General features: G+C 67.7%; 15 protein-coding genes and 3 pseudogenes. 11 read left to right on the top strand and 7 right to left on the bottom strand.

The window, feature by feature from the left end; genetic code table 11:
• Nucleotides 1-205: 205 nt before the first annotated feature.
• Complete coding sequence (locus DRB89_RS16245) at nt 206-760, bottom strand: ATP-binding protein (protein ID WP_204357699.1); 555 nt, start codon at nt 758-760, stop codon at nt 206-208.
• A gap of 50 nt (nt 761-810) precedes the next feature.
• On the opposite strand from DRB89_RS16245, the gene DRB89_RS16240 reads away from it, so the two are divergent.
• Complete coding sequence (locus DRB89_RS16240) at nt 811-1,101, top strand: hypothetical protein (RefSeq protein WP_112463314.1); 291 nt, start codon at nt 811-813, stop codon at nt 1,099-1,101.
• Nucleotides 1,102-1,158: 57 nt separating this feature from the next.
• On the opposite strand, the gene istA is transcribed toward DRB89_RS16240, so the two are convergent.
• Nucleotides 1,159-2,616 (bottom strand): IS21 family transposase, encoded by a 1,458-nt coding sequence (gene istA, locus DRB89_RS16235; protein ID WP_112463313.1) that lies wholly within the window; start codon nt 2,614-2,616, stop codon nt 1,159-1,161.
• Between the two features lie 284 nt (nt 2,617-2,900).
• Nucleotides 2,901-3,760, bottom strand: a protein-coding gene (locus DRB89_RS16230) for an IS5 family transposase (protein WP_204357697.1) whose coding sequence is annotated in 2 segments (ribosomal slippage) — nt 2,901-3,412 and nt 3,412-3,760 — 861 coding nt in all. Because the reading frame shifts where the segments join, the coding sequence is not laid out codon by codon here.
• 98 nt (nt 3,761-3,858) lie between these two features.
• Between DRB89_RS16230 and DRB89_RS16225 the strand changes: the two genes are divergently transcribed.
• The 4 genes and pseudogenes from DRB89_RS16225 to DRB89_RS44560 all read left to right on the top strand — a co-directional run bounded on the left by DRB89_RS16225 (nt 3,859) and on the right by DRB89_RS44560 (nt 6,889).
• A complete protein-coding gene (locus DRB89_RS16225) occupies nt 3,859-4,728 on the top strand; it encodes an IS5 family transposase (RefSeq protein ID WP_112448477.1) in 870 nt (289 codons plus the stop codon).
• Between the two features lie 73 nt (nt 4,729-4,801).
• A complete protein-coding gene (locus DRB89_RS16220) occupies nt 4,802-5,131 on the top strand; it encodes a hypothetical protein (RefSeq protein ID WP_112448476.1) in 330 nt (109 codons plus the stop codon).
• Nucleotides 5,132-5,499: 368 nt separating this feature from the next.
• Nucleotides 5,500-6,006 (top strand): annotated as a pseudogene (locus DRB89_RS44565) (MFS transporter); the annotation flags it as partial.
• A 97-nt stretch (nt 6,007-6,103) separates the two neighbouring features.
• The gene (locus DRB89_RS44560; RefSeq protein ID WP_239516176.1) at nt 6,104-6,889 is read left to right on the top strand and encodes an MFS transporter; all 786 of its coding nucleotides are present in this window, start codon (nt 6,104-6,106) and stop codon (nt 6,887-6,889) included.
• A 119-nt stretch (nt 6,890-7,008) separates the two neighbouring features.
• Here DRB89_RS44560 and DRB89_RS16210 read toward each other — a convergent pair whose 3' ends face one another.
• Nucleotides 7,009-7,323 carry a hypothetical protein gene (locus DRB89_RS16210; RefSeq protein WP_112448475.1) on the bottom strand — a complete coding sequence of 105 codons (315 nt, stop codon included), beginning with the start codon at nt 7,321-7,323 and terminating at the stop codon, nt 7,009-7,011.
• A gap of 36 nt (nt 7,324-7,359) precedes the next feature.
• On the bottom strand, nt 7,360-7,698 hold the full coding sequence (locus DRB89_RS16205) for a hypothetical protein (RefSeq protein ID WP_112448474.1): 339 nt from the start codon (nt 7,696-7,698) through the stop codon (nt 7,360-7,362).
• Nucleotides 7,699-8,668: 970 nt separating this feature from the next.
• Between DRB89_RS16205 and DRB89_RS16195 the strand changes: the two genes are divergently transcribed.
• The gene (locus DRB89_RS16195) at nt 8,669-9,679 is read left to right on the top strand and encodes a pentapeptide repeat-containing protein (protein ID WP_112448473.1); all 1,011 of its coding nucleotides are present in this window, start codon (nt 8,669-8,671) and stop codon (nt 9,677-9,679) included.
• Nucleotides 9,680-9,873: 194 nt separating this feature from the next.
• On the opposite strand, the pseudogene DRB89_RS44555 reads toward DRB89_RS16195, so the two are convergent.
• Nucleotides 9,874-10,050: pseudogene (locus DRB89_RS44555) on the bottom strand (helicase associated domain-containing protein); the annotation flags it as partial.
• Nucleotides 10,051-10,526: 476 nt separating this feature from the next.
• Between DRB89_RS44555 and DRB89_RS16185 the strand changes: the two are divergent.
• A complete protein-coding gene (locus tag DRB89_RS16185; protein WP_112448471.1) occupies nt 10,527-10,781 on the top strand; it encodes a hypothetical protein in 255 nt (84 codons plus the stop codon).
• Here the strand turns inward: DRB89_RS16185 and DRB89_RS16180 are convergent.
• Nucleotides 10,774-11,490 (bottom strand): hypothetical protein, encoded by a 717-nt coding sequence (locus DRB89_RS16180; RefSeq protein WP_112448470.1) that lies wholly within the window; start codon nt 11,488-11,490, stop codon nt 10,774-10,776. The genes DRB89_RS16185 and DRB89_RS16180 overlap by 8 nt on opposite strands.
• Before the next feature lie 634 nt (nt 11,491-12,124).
• Here DRB89_RS16180 and DRB89_RS16175 point away from each other — a divergent pair.
• The 4 genes and pseudogenes from DRB89_RS16175 to DRB89_RS16160 form a co-directional block, all read left to right on the top strand.
• Nucleotides 12,125-12,457 (top strand): annotated as a pseudogene (locus DRB89_RS16175) (transposase family protein); the annotation flags it as partial.
• Between the two features lie 145 nt (nt 12,458-12,602).
• Nucleotides 12,603-13,880: a hypothetical protein gene (locus DRB89_RS16170; protein ID WP_112448469.1), complete on the top strand. Its 1,278-nt coding sequence runs from the start codon at nt 12,603-12,605 to the stop codon at nt 13,878-13,880.
• A complete protein-coding gene (locus DRB89_RS16165; protein WP_112448468.1) occupies nt 13,877-14,443 on the top strand; it encodes a hypothetical protein in 567 nt (188 codons plus the stop codon). Before DRB89_RS16170 ends, DRB89_RS16165 begins: the two co-directional genes overlap by 4 nt.
• 4 nt (nt 14,444-14,447) lie before the next feature.
• Nucleotides 14,448-15,098 carry a hypothetical protein gene (locus tag DRB89_RS16160; RefSeq protein WP_112448467.1) on the top strand — a complete coding sequence of 217 codons (651 nt, stop codon included), beginning with the start codon at nt 14,448-14,450 and terminating at the stop codon, nt 15,096-15,098.
• The last annotated feature ends 56 nt before the right edge of the window (nt 15,099-15,154 follow it).

The following is a 15,154-nucleotide window of genomic DNA, read 5'->3' as shown; positions in this document are numbered from 1 at the left end:
GTCAGGGTCGTGTACCCGCGCTCCGCCAGCCAGGCCCGGTAGCCCTCGACCTGCCCGGTCAGGACACCCGCCTTCCGACGCGCACTTCCGAACGGCATCGCCACCCCCTCGCGGGAGCCCCCTGCCCCCTCGCACTCGAGGCTGCCCGGAACAGAAACTATGCAGAGCTATGAACAGCCGAAACCCCACGAAGGAGCGGACCTAGTCACACAGCTTCGGCATAGTCGCGGTGTCGGCATAGGTCGACGACGATGAGGTCCGCCCGGCAGATCCGTGCAACGGTGCGGGCGGTGGACCCGTCGACCTTCGACTTGCTGATCGCCGCGCTCAGGGTCTCCAGGGTGAACCAGGCCACTCGCAGGTCCTTCTCGATCGCGGCCTGTGCCAGACCCTCCGTGAAGTGCGACTTTCCAGTTCCCGACGGGCCGGCGATCACCAAGTTCTCCGCCCGGCCGATCCACTCCAGGGTGACCAGCGAGTTCTGGGTGGGCTCGGGAATCGTGGAGTCCTCGGCCCGCCAGGAAGCCAGGGTCTTGCCGGTGGGGAAGTTCGCAGAGTGCCGCCTCAATCGTCGGGTGGCGGCGTCACGGCCGGTGACCTCCTCGGCGATCAGCAGCCGCAGGACCTCGGCGGGATCCCAGCGTTGCGCGCGGGCGGTGGCCAGCACGTCGGGGGCGGCTTTGCGCATATAGGGCAGGCGCATTCGGCGCATCAGCCTGTCCAGCTCCTCTGGCAGGGCCGGGGCCTGGGGAAACGTCACGGGTCGTATATTCCTTCGCAGGTCGGGATGGGCGCCGATAAGCTCGGCGGATGATCAATCTGGCCGTGCGTGGTGACAGCAGGAAAATCGTGGCTCGCGCTGAGGCCGGTGTGGAGTGGACCGCGGCTTTTGCGGATCTGGACCCGGCGGACTTCCCGATGCTCATCGCCCTGACTCCGTATGGGGACGCTGTGTTCAATCATCGGCAGATGCCATTGCTAGTGGCGGAACTCGACCGGCTTCCCGCCGTCTGCGGTGGCGACTGGGTTGCCCAGGCCCGCGAGTTGTGTCAGGTCGTCGAGCGCGGGACGCACCTGTATCTGTGGTTCATCGGTGACTGACCCCGATCGGCTGGTTTTCAACCAGCTCCCGGTCGCTGTCTACTGCCCCAGGGCCTGTCAGCCGATCGTGCCGCTCTGGACGGAGTGCGCCTCGTCCGCGCGTACGAACTCACCGGCGGGCCTCTTCGCCGCGAGGTGCTCCAGAATGGAAAGCAGGTCGTCGTCGGCGAAGCGTCCGGCGGTCGCGGCCAGCCCCAGAGCCTGATCGACGCTGCCGGAGCCCATGACGGTGGCGAGCTCGACGGCGCGGGCCATCTTGGCGCGGATACGGACCGCGCTGGCGGGTCCGGCCTCCTTGAGCCAGCGGCCGGCTCCCGGGCCGATGCCCACGAACGCGATCTCCGCTTCCGAGCGCGGCTGCAGTCTGGGCTGGTGGACGCCGCGGCCGTCAGGGTGATCGGGGTAGTGCGCGTCGATGATCTGCGGAATCCCTGGGACCGACAGCTGGTGGCGCCAGATCTCCGACAGGTCACCGGAGTTGGTGCGAGCGGTGATGGACAATTCCTCGCCGACCACCCGGCACCAGACCCGGGCGCCGGTATAGCCCGGCGGGGTCGAGTAGCGCACCGAGTTGAAGCTGATCGTGCGGTCCGAGCCGACCACCCTCTCCTCGCCCAGCGCGAGCGCCAGCGGCTCCAGCGGGAGGACGTGCAGCGTGGTGCGTTCAATGTCCAGGCGGTCGGCGGGTATCTGTCCGGTCGCCCGGTGGCGGCGCGCGTTCACCGCATCAGACCAGGTCAGGCAGGCGTCCGCGAGCTCGGCGAAGGTGTCGTAGGCGGGCAGCAGGTTCGCGTCCGTGGGCACCAGGTCGGCCTTCGCGATACGGACCGTGGCCTCCGCACCACCCTTGGACTCGGGGTCGTAGGGGACGCAGCTGACCACCTGGCAACCGTAGTGCCGGCCGGCGGCGACCATCTGCGGGTGCCGGACCGGGATCCCGGCGATGTGCTCGACGGTGACCGTCTTCGCGTTGTCGGTCAGTACGTAGGTCGGCGCCCCGCCGATCCGGCGCAAGGCGGTGTCCAGGCAGGCCACCAGCGTGCCCAGGGTGCAGTCCCAGACCGGAATGACCACTCTGAATCGCGACCACGACAGCCACGCGCAGAACAGCCAGGTCCGACGCCCGCCGATACGGGGCCCTTCTCCCCAGTCGAACTGCAGCCATCGACCCGGCTCGGGGATCCAGGGCCGGTAGGTCCGGCGTTTGCCCGCCTTCCACGCGGTCTTCGCCGTGTTCACCGCACGCCGGGTCGAGCGCGCGCTGCCCGGGTAGCCCATCTTCGCCAGCTTCTCGTGGACCACGTCGGCGCGGATCGTCGCCTTGGACTGCTCGACCCACTCCTCGATCTTCTCCAGGAAGGCGTCGATCATCTTCGGCCGCGGCTCGCGTTCATACGGGTTGCGCCCGGCCTCGCGGGCCTCGACGTACCGCTTGACCGTCTTCGGGTCGTGCCCCGTCAGGGTGGCCGCCGACCAGACCGTCTCGGTCAGGTCGTACGCCTCGAATATCTCCATGATCTCTCTGTCAGACTTCGTCACAGGACCTCTTCGACCAGTTCGCTGATGCTTCGCAAACAACAGCAAACCGGACGGAGGGGTCCCCTCCAGACAAGGAAGCGATCAGGAACACCGCGGGCCGGAAGGCCATCCACCTGGATTTCTGGTGGCCATCAGCCGGGACTCAACTGGCCGCACACCTGGACTTTGCCACGTCCGCCGACAACCTGCCCCACCTGCCGACAACCCACCCCAAGACAGGCCCACAACAGCACGTAACAAAGCACTACTAGGCAGTGTCTTCAAAGAGGGTTGAGCCAGAGGAAGAGGGAGGCGATGGTGACGGCGGCGTGGTAGGACTCGCGGGTTTTGTCGTAGCGAGTGGCGATGCCGCGCCACTGTTTCAACCGGTTGAAGCAGCGCTCGACGACGTTGCGTCTTTTGTAGAGCTGCTTGTCGAAGCCGCAGGGGCGGCCGCCGGTTCGGCCTTTGCGTCGTCTGTTGGCTCGCTGGTCGCGGCGTTCGGGGATGGTGTGGTCGATCCCGCGTTTGCGCAGGTAGGCGCGTATCTTGCGGGAGCTGTAGCCCTTGTCGCCCAGAACGTGGTCCGGGCGGGTTCGAGGCCTGCCGGGCCCGACCCGGAGGACCTTGATCGCGTCCATCACCTGCTCGAAGTGGGTGCAGTCGGCCGCGTTGCCGCCCGTGAGGACGAAGCCGAGGGGCCGGCCGCGGCCGTCGCAGGCGAGGTGGATCTTGGTCGTCAGTCCGCCTCGGGATCGTCCGAGGGCGTGATCGTGTACTTCGTCCCCTGTCCCTGCCCCTTTTTACGGGCGCCCGCGGCATGTTGATGGGCACGGGCGACGGTGGAGTCGACCGACACCAGCCAGTCGATGTCACCGGCCGCGTCCTTCTCCGCCTGGACCGCCATCAACATTCTCGTGAACGTCCCATCCAGAGCCCACCTGCGGAAACGCGTATACAAGGTCTGCCAAGGCCCGTACCGCGCGGGTACGTCACGCCAGGCCGTGCCCGTCCGCAACTTCCAGACGATGCCGTTCAACACCACTCGATCATCCAGCCGAGGCCGCCCTGATGACGCCCGCGGCAACAGTCCGGACAACACTTCCCACTCGACATCCGTGAGCTCATGACGACGCACCATACGGACATGATGCCCCCTCATCACTCTTTGAAGACACCCCCTAGGGCGTGTTTTAGAACTGGGGTCCGTGTCTCGCCTCGTGCCGTGATGATCTCGGTGTGGGGCGAGGGGATCTTTCAGATGACCAGTGGGCGGTGCTGGGGCCGTTGTTGCCGGTCGCGGTGTTGGGCAGGCCTTCGGTGTGCCGGCGGCGGTTGATCGATGGGATCCGCTGGCGGGTGCGAACCGGTGCCCCGTGGCGGGATCTGCCAGCCGAATACGGTCCGTGGCAGACGGTGTATGGGCTCTTCCGCCGCTGGCAACGCGATGGTGTCTGGTCGGCGGTGTTGGCCGGGTTGCAGGCACGGGCGGACGCGGCCGGTCTGATCACCTGGGAGGTGAATGTCGACTCCACGGTCTGCAGGGCCCATCAGCACGCGGCCGGTGCCCGGCGCGACGGCCAGGCTCAGAAGGAGCCGCCGGGCGGCCGCCAGGACGAACCCGACGACCATGGCCTGGGCCGGTCGCGCGGAGGCTGGACCACGAAGATTCACCTGGCCTGCGAACAAGGGCAGAGGCCGTTATCGCTGCTTGTCACAGCCGGTCAGTGGGGAGACAGCCCGCAGTTCACGGCCGTCTTGGAAGCCATCCGGGTTCCTCGCCTCGGGCTGGGCCGGCCACGGGTCCGTCCATTGCGGGTGCGGGGCGATAAAGCGTATTCGTCGCGCGCGAACCGTGCCTATCTGCGTCGGCGCGGGATCCGCTGCACGATCCCGGAACCGGCCGATCAGGCCGGCCACCGCAAACGGCGGGGCATGGTCGGCGGGCGGCCTCCGGCCTTCGACCGCGAGGACTACAAGGCCCGGCACGCGGTCGAGTGCGGTATCAACCGGCTGAAGCGGAACCGGGCGGTGGCCACCCGGTTCGACAAGCTCGCGGTCCGCTTCGAAGCGACCGTCCTCATCGTCGCGATCAACGAATGGCTGTGACCTGCCTGAAGTGTCAGCCCCGCGTGTCATTCTGGCCGCGATCAGGTCAGCGGGCTGAGGGGAGACAGGGCCGATGGGGGCTGCGTACTACCGGGCCGAGAGCGAGAGCGGCGACCACATCGAGGACCCGTCCGAGGACGCGCTGTTCATGCTGATCGACGACCTCAACGACTCGGACAACACCTTCGTCGTCATCCAGCCCGACGAGGACGACCCGGTGTGGTTCACCTCGGTCGCGGTCTTGGACGAAGGCGGCTACGAGGTCGTCCGACGCGACACCACCCGTCGCGAACACGACGTCGCCACCGTGACCAGCATCGACCAGATCGCCCGTGACCTCACCATCTGGATGGCCGCCCGCGACTTTCCCGGATGGCCCACCCAGCACACCAGCAACTTCTAAAACACGCCCTAGGTGTCGGTGGCAGTGACCGGAGTTCTTGTTCCATCTGTGTCGATCTTGAGGTGACGTCCTATTAACCAGGCCATGTGGTCGTCCGTGTTCCCCGCGTGCTGTGTTGTCGCACGTGTCCGGGGGCGGACGTCGCGCTGGCCTGAGTTGCGTCACCCATCCCCGCAGTTTTCTGTCCCGGGTGCAGCTCTGCCGTCTGCCCCGGGCTTTGGTGTTTTTCGGCCCCGGTGCGGCTGTCGGCAGGGCTCCCCGATTCCTTTGGATCAGGAGTTCCCGTTTTGTCTTCCTCCGCGCTCGACAACGAGCCAGAGCACACCACCACCCAGACCCCGACCCACCCATCACCTCGACCCTCGAAGATGGCCCTGGCAGCCTGGATCGCCCTCCTGGTTCTGCTGACCGCCGAGCTGATGAACATGCTCGACCAGTCCGTCGTCCTGACCGCCCTGCCTGCGATCCAGGAGTCGACCGGTGCCGGGCCGGTCGCGGTGCAGTGGCTGACCACCGCCTATTCGCTGCCCGTCGCCGTCGGGCTGATCACCGGCGGACGGCTCGGTGACATCTACGGCCGGCGCAGGATCCTGCTGATCGGCACCCTCGTGTTCACCGGCGCCTCGCGGCTGTGCGGCCTGGCCACCAGCCCGGGCGAGCTGATCGGCGCCCGCCTGCTCCAGGGCGTCGGCGTGGCCGTGATGATCCCGCAGGTCCTGGCGACCATGCACGTCACCTTCGAAGGCCACAACCGCAGCAAGGCGTTCGGCCTGTACGGGGCCGTCCTGGCCATCGCCAACGTCCTGGGCCCGGTCCTGGGCGGCGTGCTCACCCAGGCCGACCTGTTCGGGCTGTCTTGGCGGCCGATCTTCCTGGTCAACGTGCCCGTCGGCCTGGCCGTACTCCTCCTCGGACGCAAGGTCATCCCCGAATCGACCGTCCGTAAGGCCGACCGACTCGACCTGCCGGGGGATGCTGCTGTCCGGCCTGGCCATCGTCCTGATCCTCTTCCCGCTCACCGAGGGCCACGCCCACCGATGGCCGCTGTGGTGCTTCGCCATGCTCGCCGCCGGCGCCCTCGTCCTCGGTGTCTTCCTGCGCCAGCAGCGGCGCAGGCAGGGCAACGCCCCGCTGGTGACCCTGTTCCTCTTCCGGGTCGGGCAGTTCTCCGGGGGCATGGCCGCGGACCTGATGCACGGCCTGCTGTGCGGCCTGTTCTTCATGACCTGGACGCTGTACCTGCAGCGCGGACTGGGCATGAGCCCGCTTGAGGCGGCCGCGGCCGTCGTACTGCTCTCCGTGGGAGAACTGGCCGGCGCGACCATCGCGGCGAAGACCGCCGGACGTTTCGCCCGCCGTCTGCCGCAGGCCGGCGCCCTCATCGCGACCGCTGCGATAATCGCCTACGGGCTCCAGATCGGCAGCCACCAGGCCGACCTGACCCTGCTGGCGATGACCGCTCCGGTGGTACTGATCGGCTTCGGCCTGGGCATGGTCTCCGGCCCACTCGCCGATCTGTCACTGGCCAGGGTCCCGCACGAGGACGCAGGCTCGGCCTCGGGCCTGTTCAACACCGCCATCCACCTGGGCATCGCGCTCACCGCCGTGGTGTTCTTCGCCATCACCCGCGGTTCGCCCGACGGCGCGGTCAACCGCGACGCGTTCGTCACCGTGCTGTGGTGGGTCGGCGGCCTCCTCGCCCTGATGTGGGCCCTGATGTTCTGCCTGCCCAAGCAAGCCGCCAACCAGGCCGACTGACACCCCCAGGTCCCGGCCGGCACCTCGGCCGGGACCTGCACCCTCAGCCCTCCTCGACCTCCCCGTCCTCGGAGGCAGCGGGGTCCCGGAACTCAGAGGAACTCACGTGATGTCGCACATCAACCGAGGTTCTTCAGAGCGTCGGCTTCCTGCGCGGAGAACTGATGGTGGGCCACGGAGATGCCGCGGAGGATCCCGCCGATGCCCTGATCGCCGTTGAAAGCCGACATCGCGCCTAGAGCCGTCTTCGAGGCGTCGGCATAGTCCTGCTCCGCCTGCGCTGTGTCCGTGGCCGGCTTCGGGACACTGGACTGCCGTGCCGCTTCCAGGTCGTAGCGCAGGTCGGCCACGCGGCGACGCGCCTCGTCAATGGACTTCTCCCGCTTCTTCAGCTCCCCGAGCGCTTCCTGCTGCGCGGTCAGGGCGAGGTTCATTCGCTCCTTGGACGCGGCGATCGTCAGATAGGCGGCCTAGAAGGCCGCGGCAGTGGCGGTGAGCGGACCGGGCGGGAGAGCGGCCTTAAGGCTGGTGCCCACCCGGGCGATGTCCGTGTACATGTCCTCGCGCTTCAGCGCCGTCGTCTCCGGGTCGGCCGTCAGCAACGGCACCTCGGCGACCTGCCGGAAGAACTGACCCCCGAACTCGTAGGACGTCAGCGACTTCAGGCATGCACTCACCATGTCCAGGTGGGCTCGGAAGTGCTTGTACAGCTTTTCCGCGTCCTCGTACCCGTCGATCAGGGGGGTGTGGCGGTACTCCTGGACGTGGAGTTTCCGCTCTAAGGAGCGCTTCGCGTCTTCGAAGATCAAGGGGTGGCTTCCCTATCTGCGTGAACTCTCGGTCTGGTGTCGACCGCCGGCGTCGGACTAGCGCGTCGGCGGGCGGGAGGTCGAGGTGGATGCGGATCATCCAGGGGCTGATCGTACCGAGGCGCACACCCCGAACGCAGGGCAAATGATCAAGGTGAACACAGGGTCCGAGTAGGCGGCCAGGAATCCGCCCCCAGGGTCAGCGACGCCTTCGGGGCCCTTTCCGCTGGCTGGACCACACGCCGCGGCTCTCGCCCGGGCCCGGTGGGTGCGTGTCGGCGTGGCCAAGTGGTGGAGGACGGCCTCGTAGGTCGGACACCAGGGTACAAGTGGCCGGCTAGTGAGTTCGTCAACACCCCCGCTTCCCGATGTTGATTCCCGGCGGGTGTTCTCGACCTGCCGACCTCCGGAAAAGCCGTGTCCGGGACAAGTATCGGCAGACCCTCATTTTCCAGCGCTTACCCCTTGGTGGCCTGGTGACAGCGTTCTCACCTCGGCGCCTGCCGAACCGCAGCGGATACATGTACTTCACACCCCGTGTCGCCTGCAGCCCTGGGCGTTTGGCGCATTTTCTAACTGGCCCTGCAAATAGCTGCCTTGGGTGGCTATCGTTGGAGCATGACGTGGTGGCAGGCGGCAATGTGGGGCTTGGCTGGCGGTGGAGCGGCCTCGGTGTTCTCCCTGTCTGCAGCTGTCGTGTCGGCGGGATACACCTGGCCGTGGCGTAAGGAAGGCGAACTGGGGCCGCGGCTGTTTGTTGTGGCCGCCGGGCTCATGCTGGGATCCTTGGTGGCCGCCGCCGCACATAGTCAGATCAGTGGGCCGTGGCCAGCCTTCATCTTCGGCATCGGTGCCCCCGCTACGATCCGGGGCCTCCTCTCCGGTGTAGAGGTCGAACCGCGGCGCCGACGCCGCCCTCAGGCTGCCGTAGCCCCGCCGCTGCCGCCTGTGCCCGGGGAGGGGGAGGTCCATGAGGACGCGCTCTGACACCTTCCTTGGTCGGCTTGCCGTAGCTGCCAGCCCTTCCCGTCCCTGGCTGCGCATTCAGGCCTCCAACTGGTGGACTCGGGTACTTCTGACTGGCGGCGCTCGGCGCCAGTCCCTGCGCGGCGCGGACCTGCACGGCGCGCAACTGCGCGGCGCGGACCTGCGCGGCGCGAAACTGCGCGATGCGTACCTGCGCGGCGCGGACCTGAACGGCGCGGAACTGATCCGCGCGGACCTGCGCTACGCGGACCTGCGGGGCGCGGACCTGAACGGCGCGAAACTGCGCTACGCGAACCTGAACGGCGCGGACCTGATCCTCGCGCATCTGACCGGCGCGGATCTGACCGGCGCGAACCTGACCGGCGCGTACCTGCGCGACGCGAATCTGCGCTACGTGAACCTGAATGGCGCGAATCTGACCGGCGCGGATCTGACCAGCGCGGACCTGTCCCACGGGGACCTGCGCGACGCGAAACTGCGCTACGCGAACCTGAACGGCGCGGACCTGACCCGCACGCACCTGACCGACGCGAACCTGCGCGGCGCGCACCTGAACGGCGCGGACCTGATCCGCGGGGAGCTGCGCGACGCGGACCTGCGCGGCGCGAAACTGCGCGGCGCGAAACTGCGCGGTGCGGACCTGAACGGTGCGGACCTGAACGGCGCGGACCTGACCGGCGCGGACCTGCGCTTCGCGAAACTGCGCGGCGCGAAACTGCGCGGTGCGAACCTGAACGGTGCGGACCTGACCGACGCGGACCTGAACGGCGCGAACCTGACCGAAGCGGACCTGACCGAAGCGGACCTGACTGACGTGGACCTGACCGACGTGGACCTGGTGGGGGTGGAGTGGTCGGATCAGACACGTTGGTCTGATGGCGTTGCAGCGGTAATGCGGGGTCGGTCCGTGCCGATCGGGGGTGGCCGGTATCGCGTGCAGGGTTCCGGGAACAGCGGGGCGGATCTGCCAGTACCCCCAGTACCGGTGTCCTGACTGCTGGCAAGGCCAGACGAGTATGCGCGACCTCAGGCGCTTCCGGCGAGTAGTACCCGCCCGGGTGAACCGGCAAGGTCAGGCGTTGACGGGAGTCTGCGTGGGAATCTCCGTGCCTGAGTCGCGTGTAGCGGCACCGGCGGCCTTGCCGTCGGGCTTGGACCGCCGGGTGCGGGGCCGCGGTGTTGGCTCGGTGGCAGCAGCCGTGCCCAGGTGGCCGGCTGCTTTTGCTGTTGGAGCCACTTGCCGACGTCGTCGCCGTCGAAGACGACGCCCGGGGCAATGTCGGGCAGCTGCCCGTCGGCGTCGACCAGGTCGGCGAGCACGCGGTAGCGGCGCTGCCAGTCCAGGGGCCAGGGGCAGTCCCAGTCTTTGTCGAAGTCCAAACGGTGCTCGGGGCCGGCCCAGCCACAGACGATCCAGCCCCGGCCTCTCTTCACGCTTCCTCAGCGGTAGGTGGTGCCGCCTGGCACGGGTTGGGTCCCGTTCTGGCAGGTCCTTTCATGCTCAGAACGGGGCACCCGCGGCTCCAATCTCTCCACGGGTCTTGATCCGATGGCGCGGACGGCAGTGCGGTTGAACATTCCCGTCCGCGTCCATCTCGCAGCCCTCGCCCCTTCGGGTGGGCAGTTTGACCCTTTCTGCTGGTCATGGTGGGTGTGTGTCATCCGACAGTCACTTCACCTTGCGTACGAAACTGTTGATGCAGTCAACGGCCACAGCCTCACGGACCGTCGCGGACCTCCGCGGGCCCGGGTCTGCTCGGGACACCCGGGAATCCGGCAGGGGGTGCGCGGTTTGCGGGGCATGGGGTACCTCCGATCTGTCAAGACGGATATGGCGGGGCTTGTGGGCGCGCGTGGACCGGGTACGGGCGGCCTGGTGGGCGCTGTCGGGCCGGGACCGGATCGCGGTCGAGGGCCTGCTGGTGACCGGTGTGCTGCTCGCGGCCGCCTGGCGGGCGGGCGACCTGGGTCTGGTGCAGGCGGACTTCGTCCTGTCGGTCCTGGGCGGCACGGCAGGCGTCGCCAAAGGACTTGTTGTGTGCGGGTGGTGGGTTGGTGTCTGCGCGGGCAGCAGTGGTTCAACGCCGGTCAGCTGAGTAGGCCAACGGGATCGTCGAAGCCGAGGTTCTGCGGAGTTGCCAGGAATTCGTAGCCGGCTGGTGTGGTCTGCGTCGTGGGTACCTCAAGGCCCACCTCTTCGAAGGAGAAATCGTCTGCCCAGACTCGGCCTCGACCGGAGAGCATGAAGCCGAACGCGAGCATCAGGCTTTCGGAGGTGACGTTCAGAACGATGCTGTACTGACACCAGCCTGTAGTTCCTTTGATCGGCCGGTTGGACATGTTGTCGAATGCGAGCATGTTGCCGTCGGGCCCGTCCACCCGCATCCAGATCGCGGCTTTCCGGACGCTCTCGGTCCTGACCCAGGCGGTCATACGGAGCCGTTGTCCGCGAAATGGCGTGGCGTCGACGGACTGCATGAGTGTGGCGAAGCCCCGGGCCCTTGGCATTGCGTCGATCCGGGCGCTGCAGCCGGCATGGCGCGTGACCTCGGAGTCGAGGAGGGCCTCGTAGTCCTCGAATGCCCTGTCTCCGGTCACTTGCCATGCGGGGATCTCGGTTTTCGGGTCGATGCTCAGCCCAGTGCTCATGTGTGTGGAGGTCTGAAACCGGATTTGCTCGGCTTCTGCACGGAGTTTGTCGGCCTCAGCTTTGCCCTTCTCCCGAGTCCCGAGGTGGTTGACGAAGGCTACGGCGGAGCCGCCGAAGAGTGCTGAGCCGAGCCCAAGCAGAGTTTCTGTGTTCACGCCGCCCCCAGAGTGAGCCTTCAAGATGGCCAGTCAGAAGTCTGGTCATGTGGGGATAGCTGCACAAGACCGTGCTGATGCTGAGCAGGGTGGCCCTGAGGAGCCGGAAGGGCTCTGGGATGGGGAGCGGAGCGGACCCGCCCCACGGGCCGTAGGCCCGGACCTTGTGAAACGAGGTCATTGAGGCCTGCGCAGCGGGCCGTTCGGGGTGGGGCGGAGCGAGACCCGAACCCGTCCGGAGCGAAGCGCAGGTGTGACGGAGCGCTAGGTGGGTGGTAGCGGGGCTGTTATGGCCTGGTGTTTCACTGTTTGGCCTGGGATTACGGTCGGGTTGGGCGGGTGCCGATGGTCGTGGCCGAGTGCTCTGTGGTGGTGTTCGGTTTGGTTGTTCGTGGTGCTGGTCTGGGGTTTCGTCGTTGTGTGGGATTGATCTTGGTGTTGTTGTGTATGTGGTGACACGCCTGTAGGTGACGGCGGAGCCTGTGGCCATGCGCGCTTGTTATTTCTGGTCAGAGCCGTGTTATGAGTTCTCATTGATACTGCGGCAGCAATGCGGCTCTGACCTGTGGTCCTGCTTATGGAATGAGGCAGTCCCGGGGAGGGGAGCATGCCTGAACTGGCATCCTGCAAGGTGCTTGTGATTGCCGCAGATCATGTGAGAACGCCTATGGTCCTTGGCGGGTCGAGGCGCTGCGGACATTCATGGCCGGTTGGAGGCCCGCGAGGCTACAGTCCGGCGCCAAGGCCGCCGTCGGCAAGACCCTCACGATCGCCGACGGCGGCTACCCGGGAACCGGACTCGTCATCCCGCACCGCCGCGAGCGCGGCCAGACCAGGCTCCCGGCCTGGTAGGAGGACCACAACAAGTCCCACAAGCAGGTTCGAGCCAGCCCGCGTCGAGCGCGTCTTCGCCCGCATGAAGACCTGGAAGATCCTCTGCGACTGCGGCCTCAGGGGCGACGGCGTATCTCGAGATCGTGACGATCGTGCGGGCTCGGGTGAAGGGCCGCCTGGTGATGAGCAAGTACAAGTTGGCTCGTTTCCGGGCGCGTTGACGCCATCGACAGTCATGCTTGGTCGATAGGTCCGGGGCGGGGGAGTGAGGGGGGCGCTTGTCGGATCAGCCTGATCTGTTCTCCGCGCAACTAGAGGACAGTGCCGATGGTCTCCAGCACATACCGCCGTTCGTCGCGCCAGTGGCCGCCACGGCCGGCGCGGTAACCGCCGATCCGGTGGCGCTGCGCATCGCCGAGGCGATTCGAGATGTGTTCGGGGACTCCGGCTCCGAGAACGGCCTCAGCCGCGCGGAGATCTCCCAGGCATGCGAGTCAGTGGCCTCCGCCGACGAGTTCGATGCACGCTTCCATGTCTTCACCAGGCTCCAGCTGCTGGAGCCGCTGCGGCTCAAGGCCCACGACCAGCGCTATGTCTTCAACCCCACCAGCGGGGCGGCGCTCCTGGTCTATGAGCGCCTGCGGGAGGCCGGCGGAGTCCACGAGATCACGATGCTCCTGGACCGGACCCGTGAAGGCATCCTGAACGGTTCCCTGACCGGGGCGGACCTCGCCACGAAGATCGCCAAAGTCCGGCGCAGCCTGGCGAACTACACCAACCATCTGCTCAGGCTCGTCCGGACCAGGCCCATCGAGGAACTCCTCGGTCAGCGCCACCATCACGCCCATGCCGCGTCGATCCAGGAGGCAAAGTACGTCGTCGACGCCATCGCGGAGCGGTACCCCGGGCTGCGCCCCGCCGGTACGCGGCTGATCCAGGAGGCGCTGCGATACACGGCGGCTGTTCAGGAGTTCCACGACCGGCTCATGCGGCAGGCCATTACCCGCCGCGACTTCAGCATGCTGCTGCCCGAGCAGTACCTGACTGCTGCCCGTCGGGCGCCTCTCGACGCGCTGGCAGGCGTGTTCGCCGCGACCGTCTTCGACCCGCCTCGTGTGGACATCACTGTCGGCCAGGTTCTCACCGCCGCCGCCGACCACCGGACCCCGCCGCCGCGGCAGCGCTTGCCGCGGCCTCCCGCCAGGCCGCCGGGTCCGGATCCGGTCGAGACCGCGCGGGCCAGGGTCGCCCGGGCACGGGAGCGACGCGAAGCCGCGGTGACGCTGCTGATGGGGGGCAGGGCCGGAGCCGACCTCACGGAGGAACTGCGCGCGATGCCGTGGCAGACAGCGGTCCGACATGTCGTCGATCTGCTACGTGCCGCGGCCGACCCGGCCCTGCCGTTCATGCTCGCCATTTCCCGGAAGGTTGTGGTGGATCCCGACGGCCCTGTCACCTACGCCTCGCCCATGGCCGTGTACCGGGTTCCCGACGGCCCTCAGGACATGCAGGACCGCAACGACGACTCCGAGACCACGCCGGCAGAGCCCTCATGAGCGAGGACCGCTACCAGCTGGCGCGTGCCAGGGCATCGCGCACCTTTCCTGTCCCGGCCGACCGTGAAGAGCTCGCTCGGCTGCGCAGCGCTGTCGATGACGTGGACCGGCGCCTGACCGACGTCGTCACCGCAGGAGGAAACCGTGAACTGATGCTCGCCTTCAGCCCCGACGTCGAACCCGCCAACGGTTCCCTGGACGACAGCGATGTCCGCCGCCCTGCCTCGGCCTTCCGCCTGGTCACCCTCGCGGCCTGTATCCGCCATTGCTGGCCCGACCGGAGCCAGCCCCTGTACCCGGGACAGGCCGCCAGACAGGACGACGTCATAGCCACCCTGGCCCCGCTCCACGATGCCCTCGCCCCCCGGGAGGGCATCGGCGCACTGGGCCGCACCTCGCATTTCCTCGCCGCCGTACGTTTCTTGCGCGCCTGCGGCTACCTCGCCCCGGACGAAGACGACGGCACGATCCGCCTCGGCCCCATGTGCGCACTGTGGTCCGAGCGTGACGTCACCGAACTCCGAAGCGGCTACGACGTCCTACCCGGCCCGAGGAAGGAGTGACACGGTGGACATACCGGCACTGGACTCCCTGCCCTACGGCCGGCGGGCGGACGTACGCGCCGCGGTCAGCGCCGTGGAGACCGCCAGGCTGCCAGTACGGCCGGCCCACTACCGCGCCCTCGCGGAGACTGCGCTTCGAGTCGTCGTGGAACAGGTCCTGGCCGCGTCCGGACGTACCCTGCTCGCTGTGGGCGGCGGCTACCTCTCCGGCTACGACGACGACGTCAGGCAGCGCCTGGCACACGAAGGCATCGGCATCCTGCCGCGCGCCGACCGCGCCGTCCTCACCCTGGTCCTGCTCCACAGCGTTGCCATTCCCCAGGCCTCGGGCGTCACCCTGCCCGACCAGCCCTGGACTCTCGGCACGCCCGTGCCCGTGCAGGAACTCAAAGGCTGCCGGGTGCCCGACGGAGTCGTCACCGGCGCTCTGCAGCGACTGGTCGACGCGGACCTGGTTCGCCACACGAGGACCGGCTACGTCCTGGGTCACCAGTTTCTTCGCCTGACGAAGTCCGCGGGCAGTGAACTGTTCGAAGAACTCATCCTGTTGGCCGACCCCGCCGGTCCGCTCGCCGAGTCGATCCGGCGCCGACGAGCTTTCCGCCCGGCATCCCCGACCGTCGTCCCTGATCGACAGAGACAGGACACGCCATGACCACCCCACCCGCGTCCGACCTGCCACGGGGCGTCGTCGGCGACCGCCAACTCGTC

Source organism: Streptomyces sp. ICC4, from assembly GCF_003287915.1.
In the GTDB taxonomy this organism is placed as follows: domain Bacteria; phylum Actinomycetota; class Actinomycetes; order Streptomycetales; family Streptomycetaceae; genus Streptomyces; species Streptomyces tritrimontium.
This window is presented reverse-complemented; position numbering and strand designations above follow the sequence as displayed.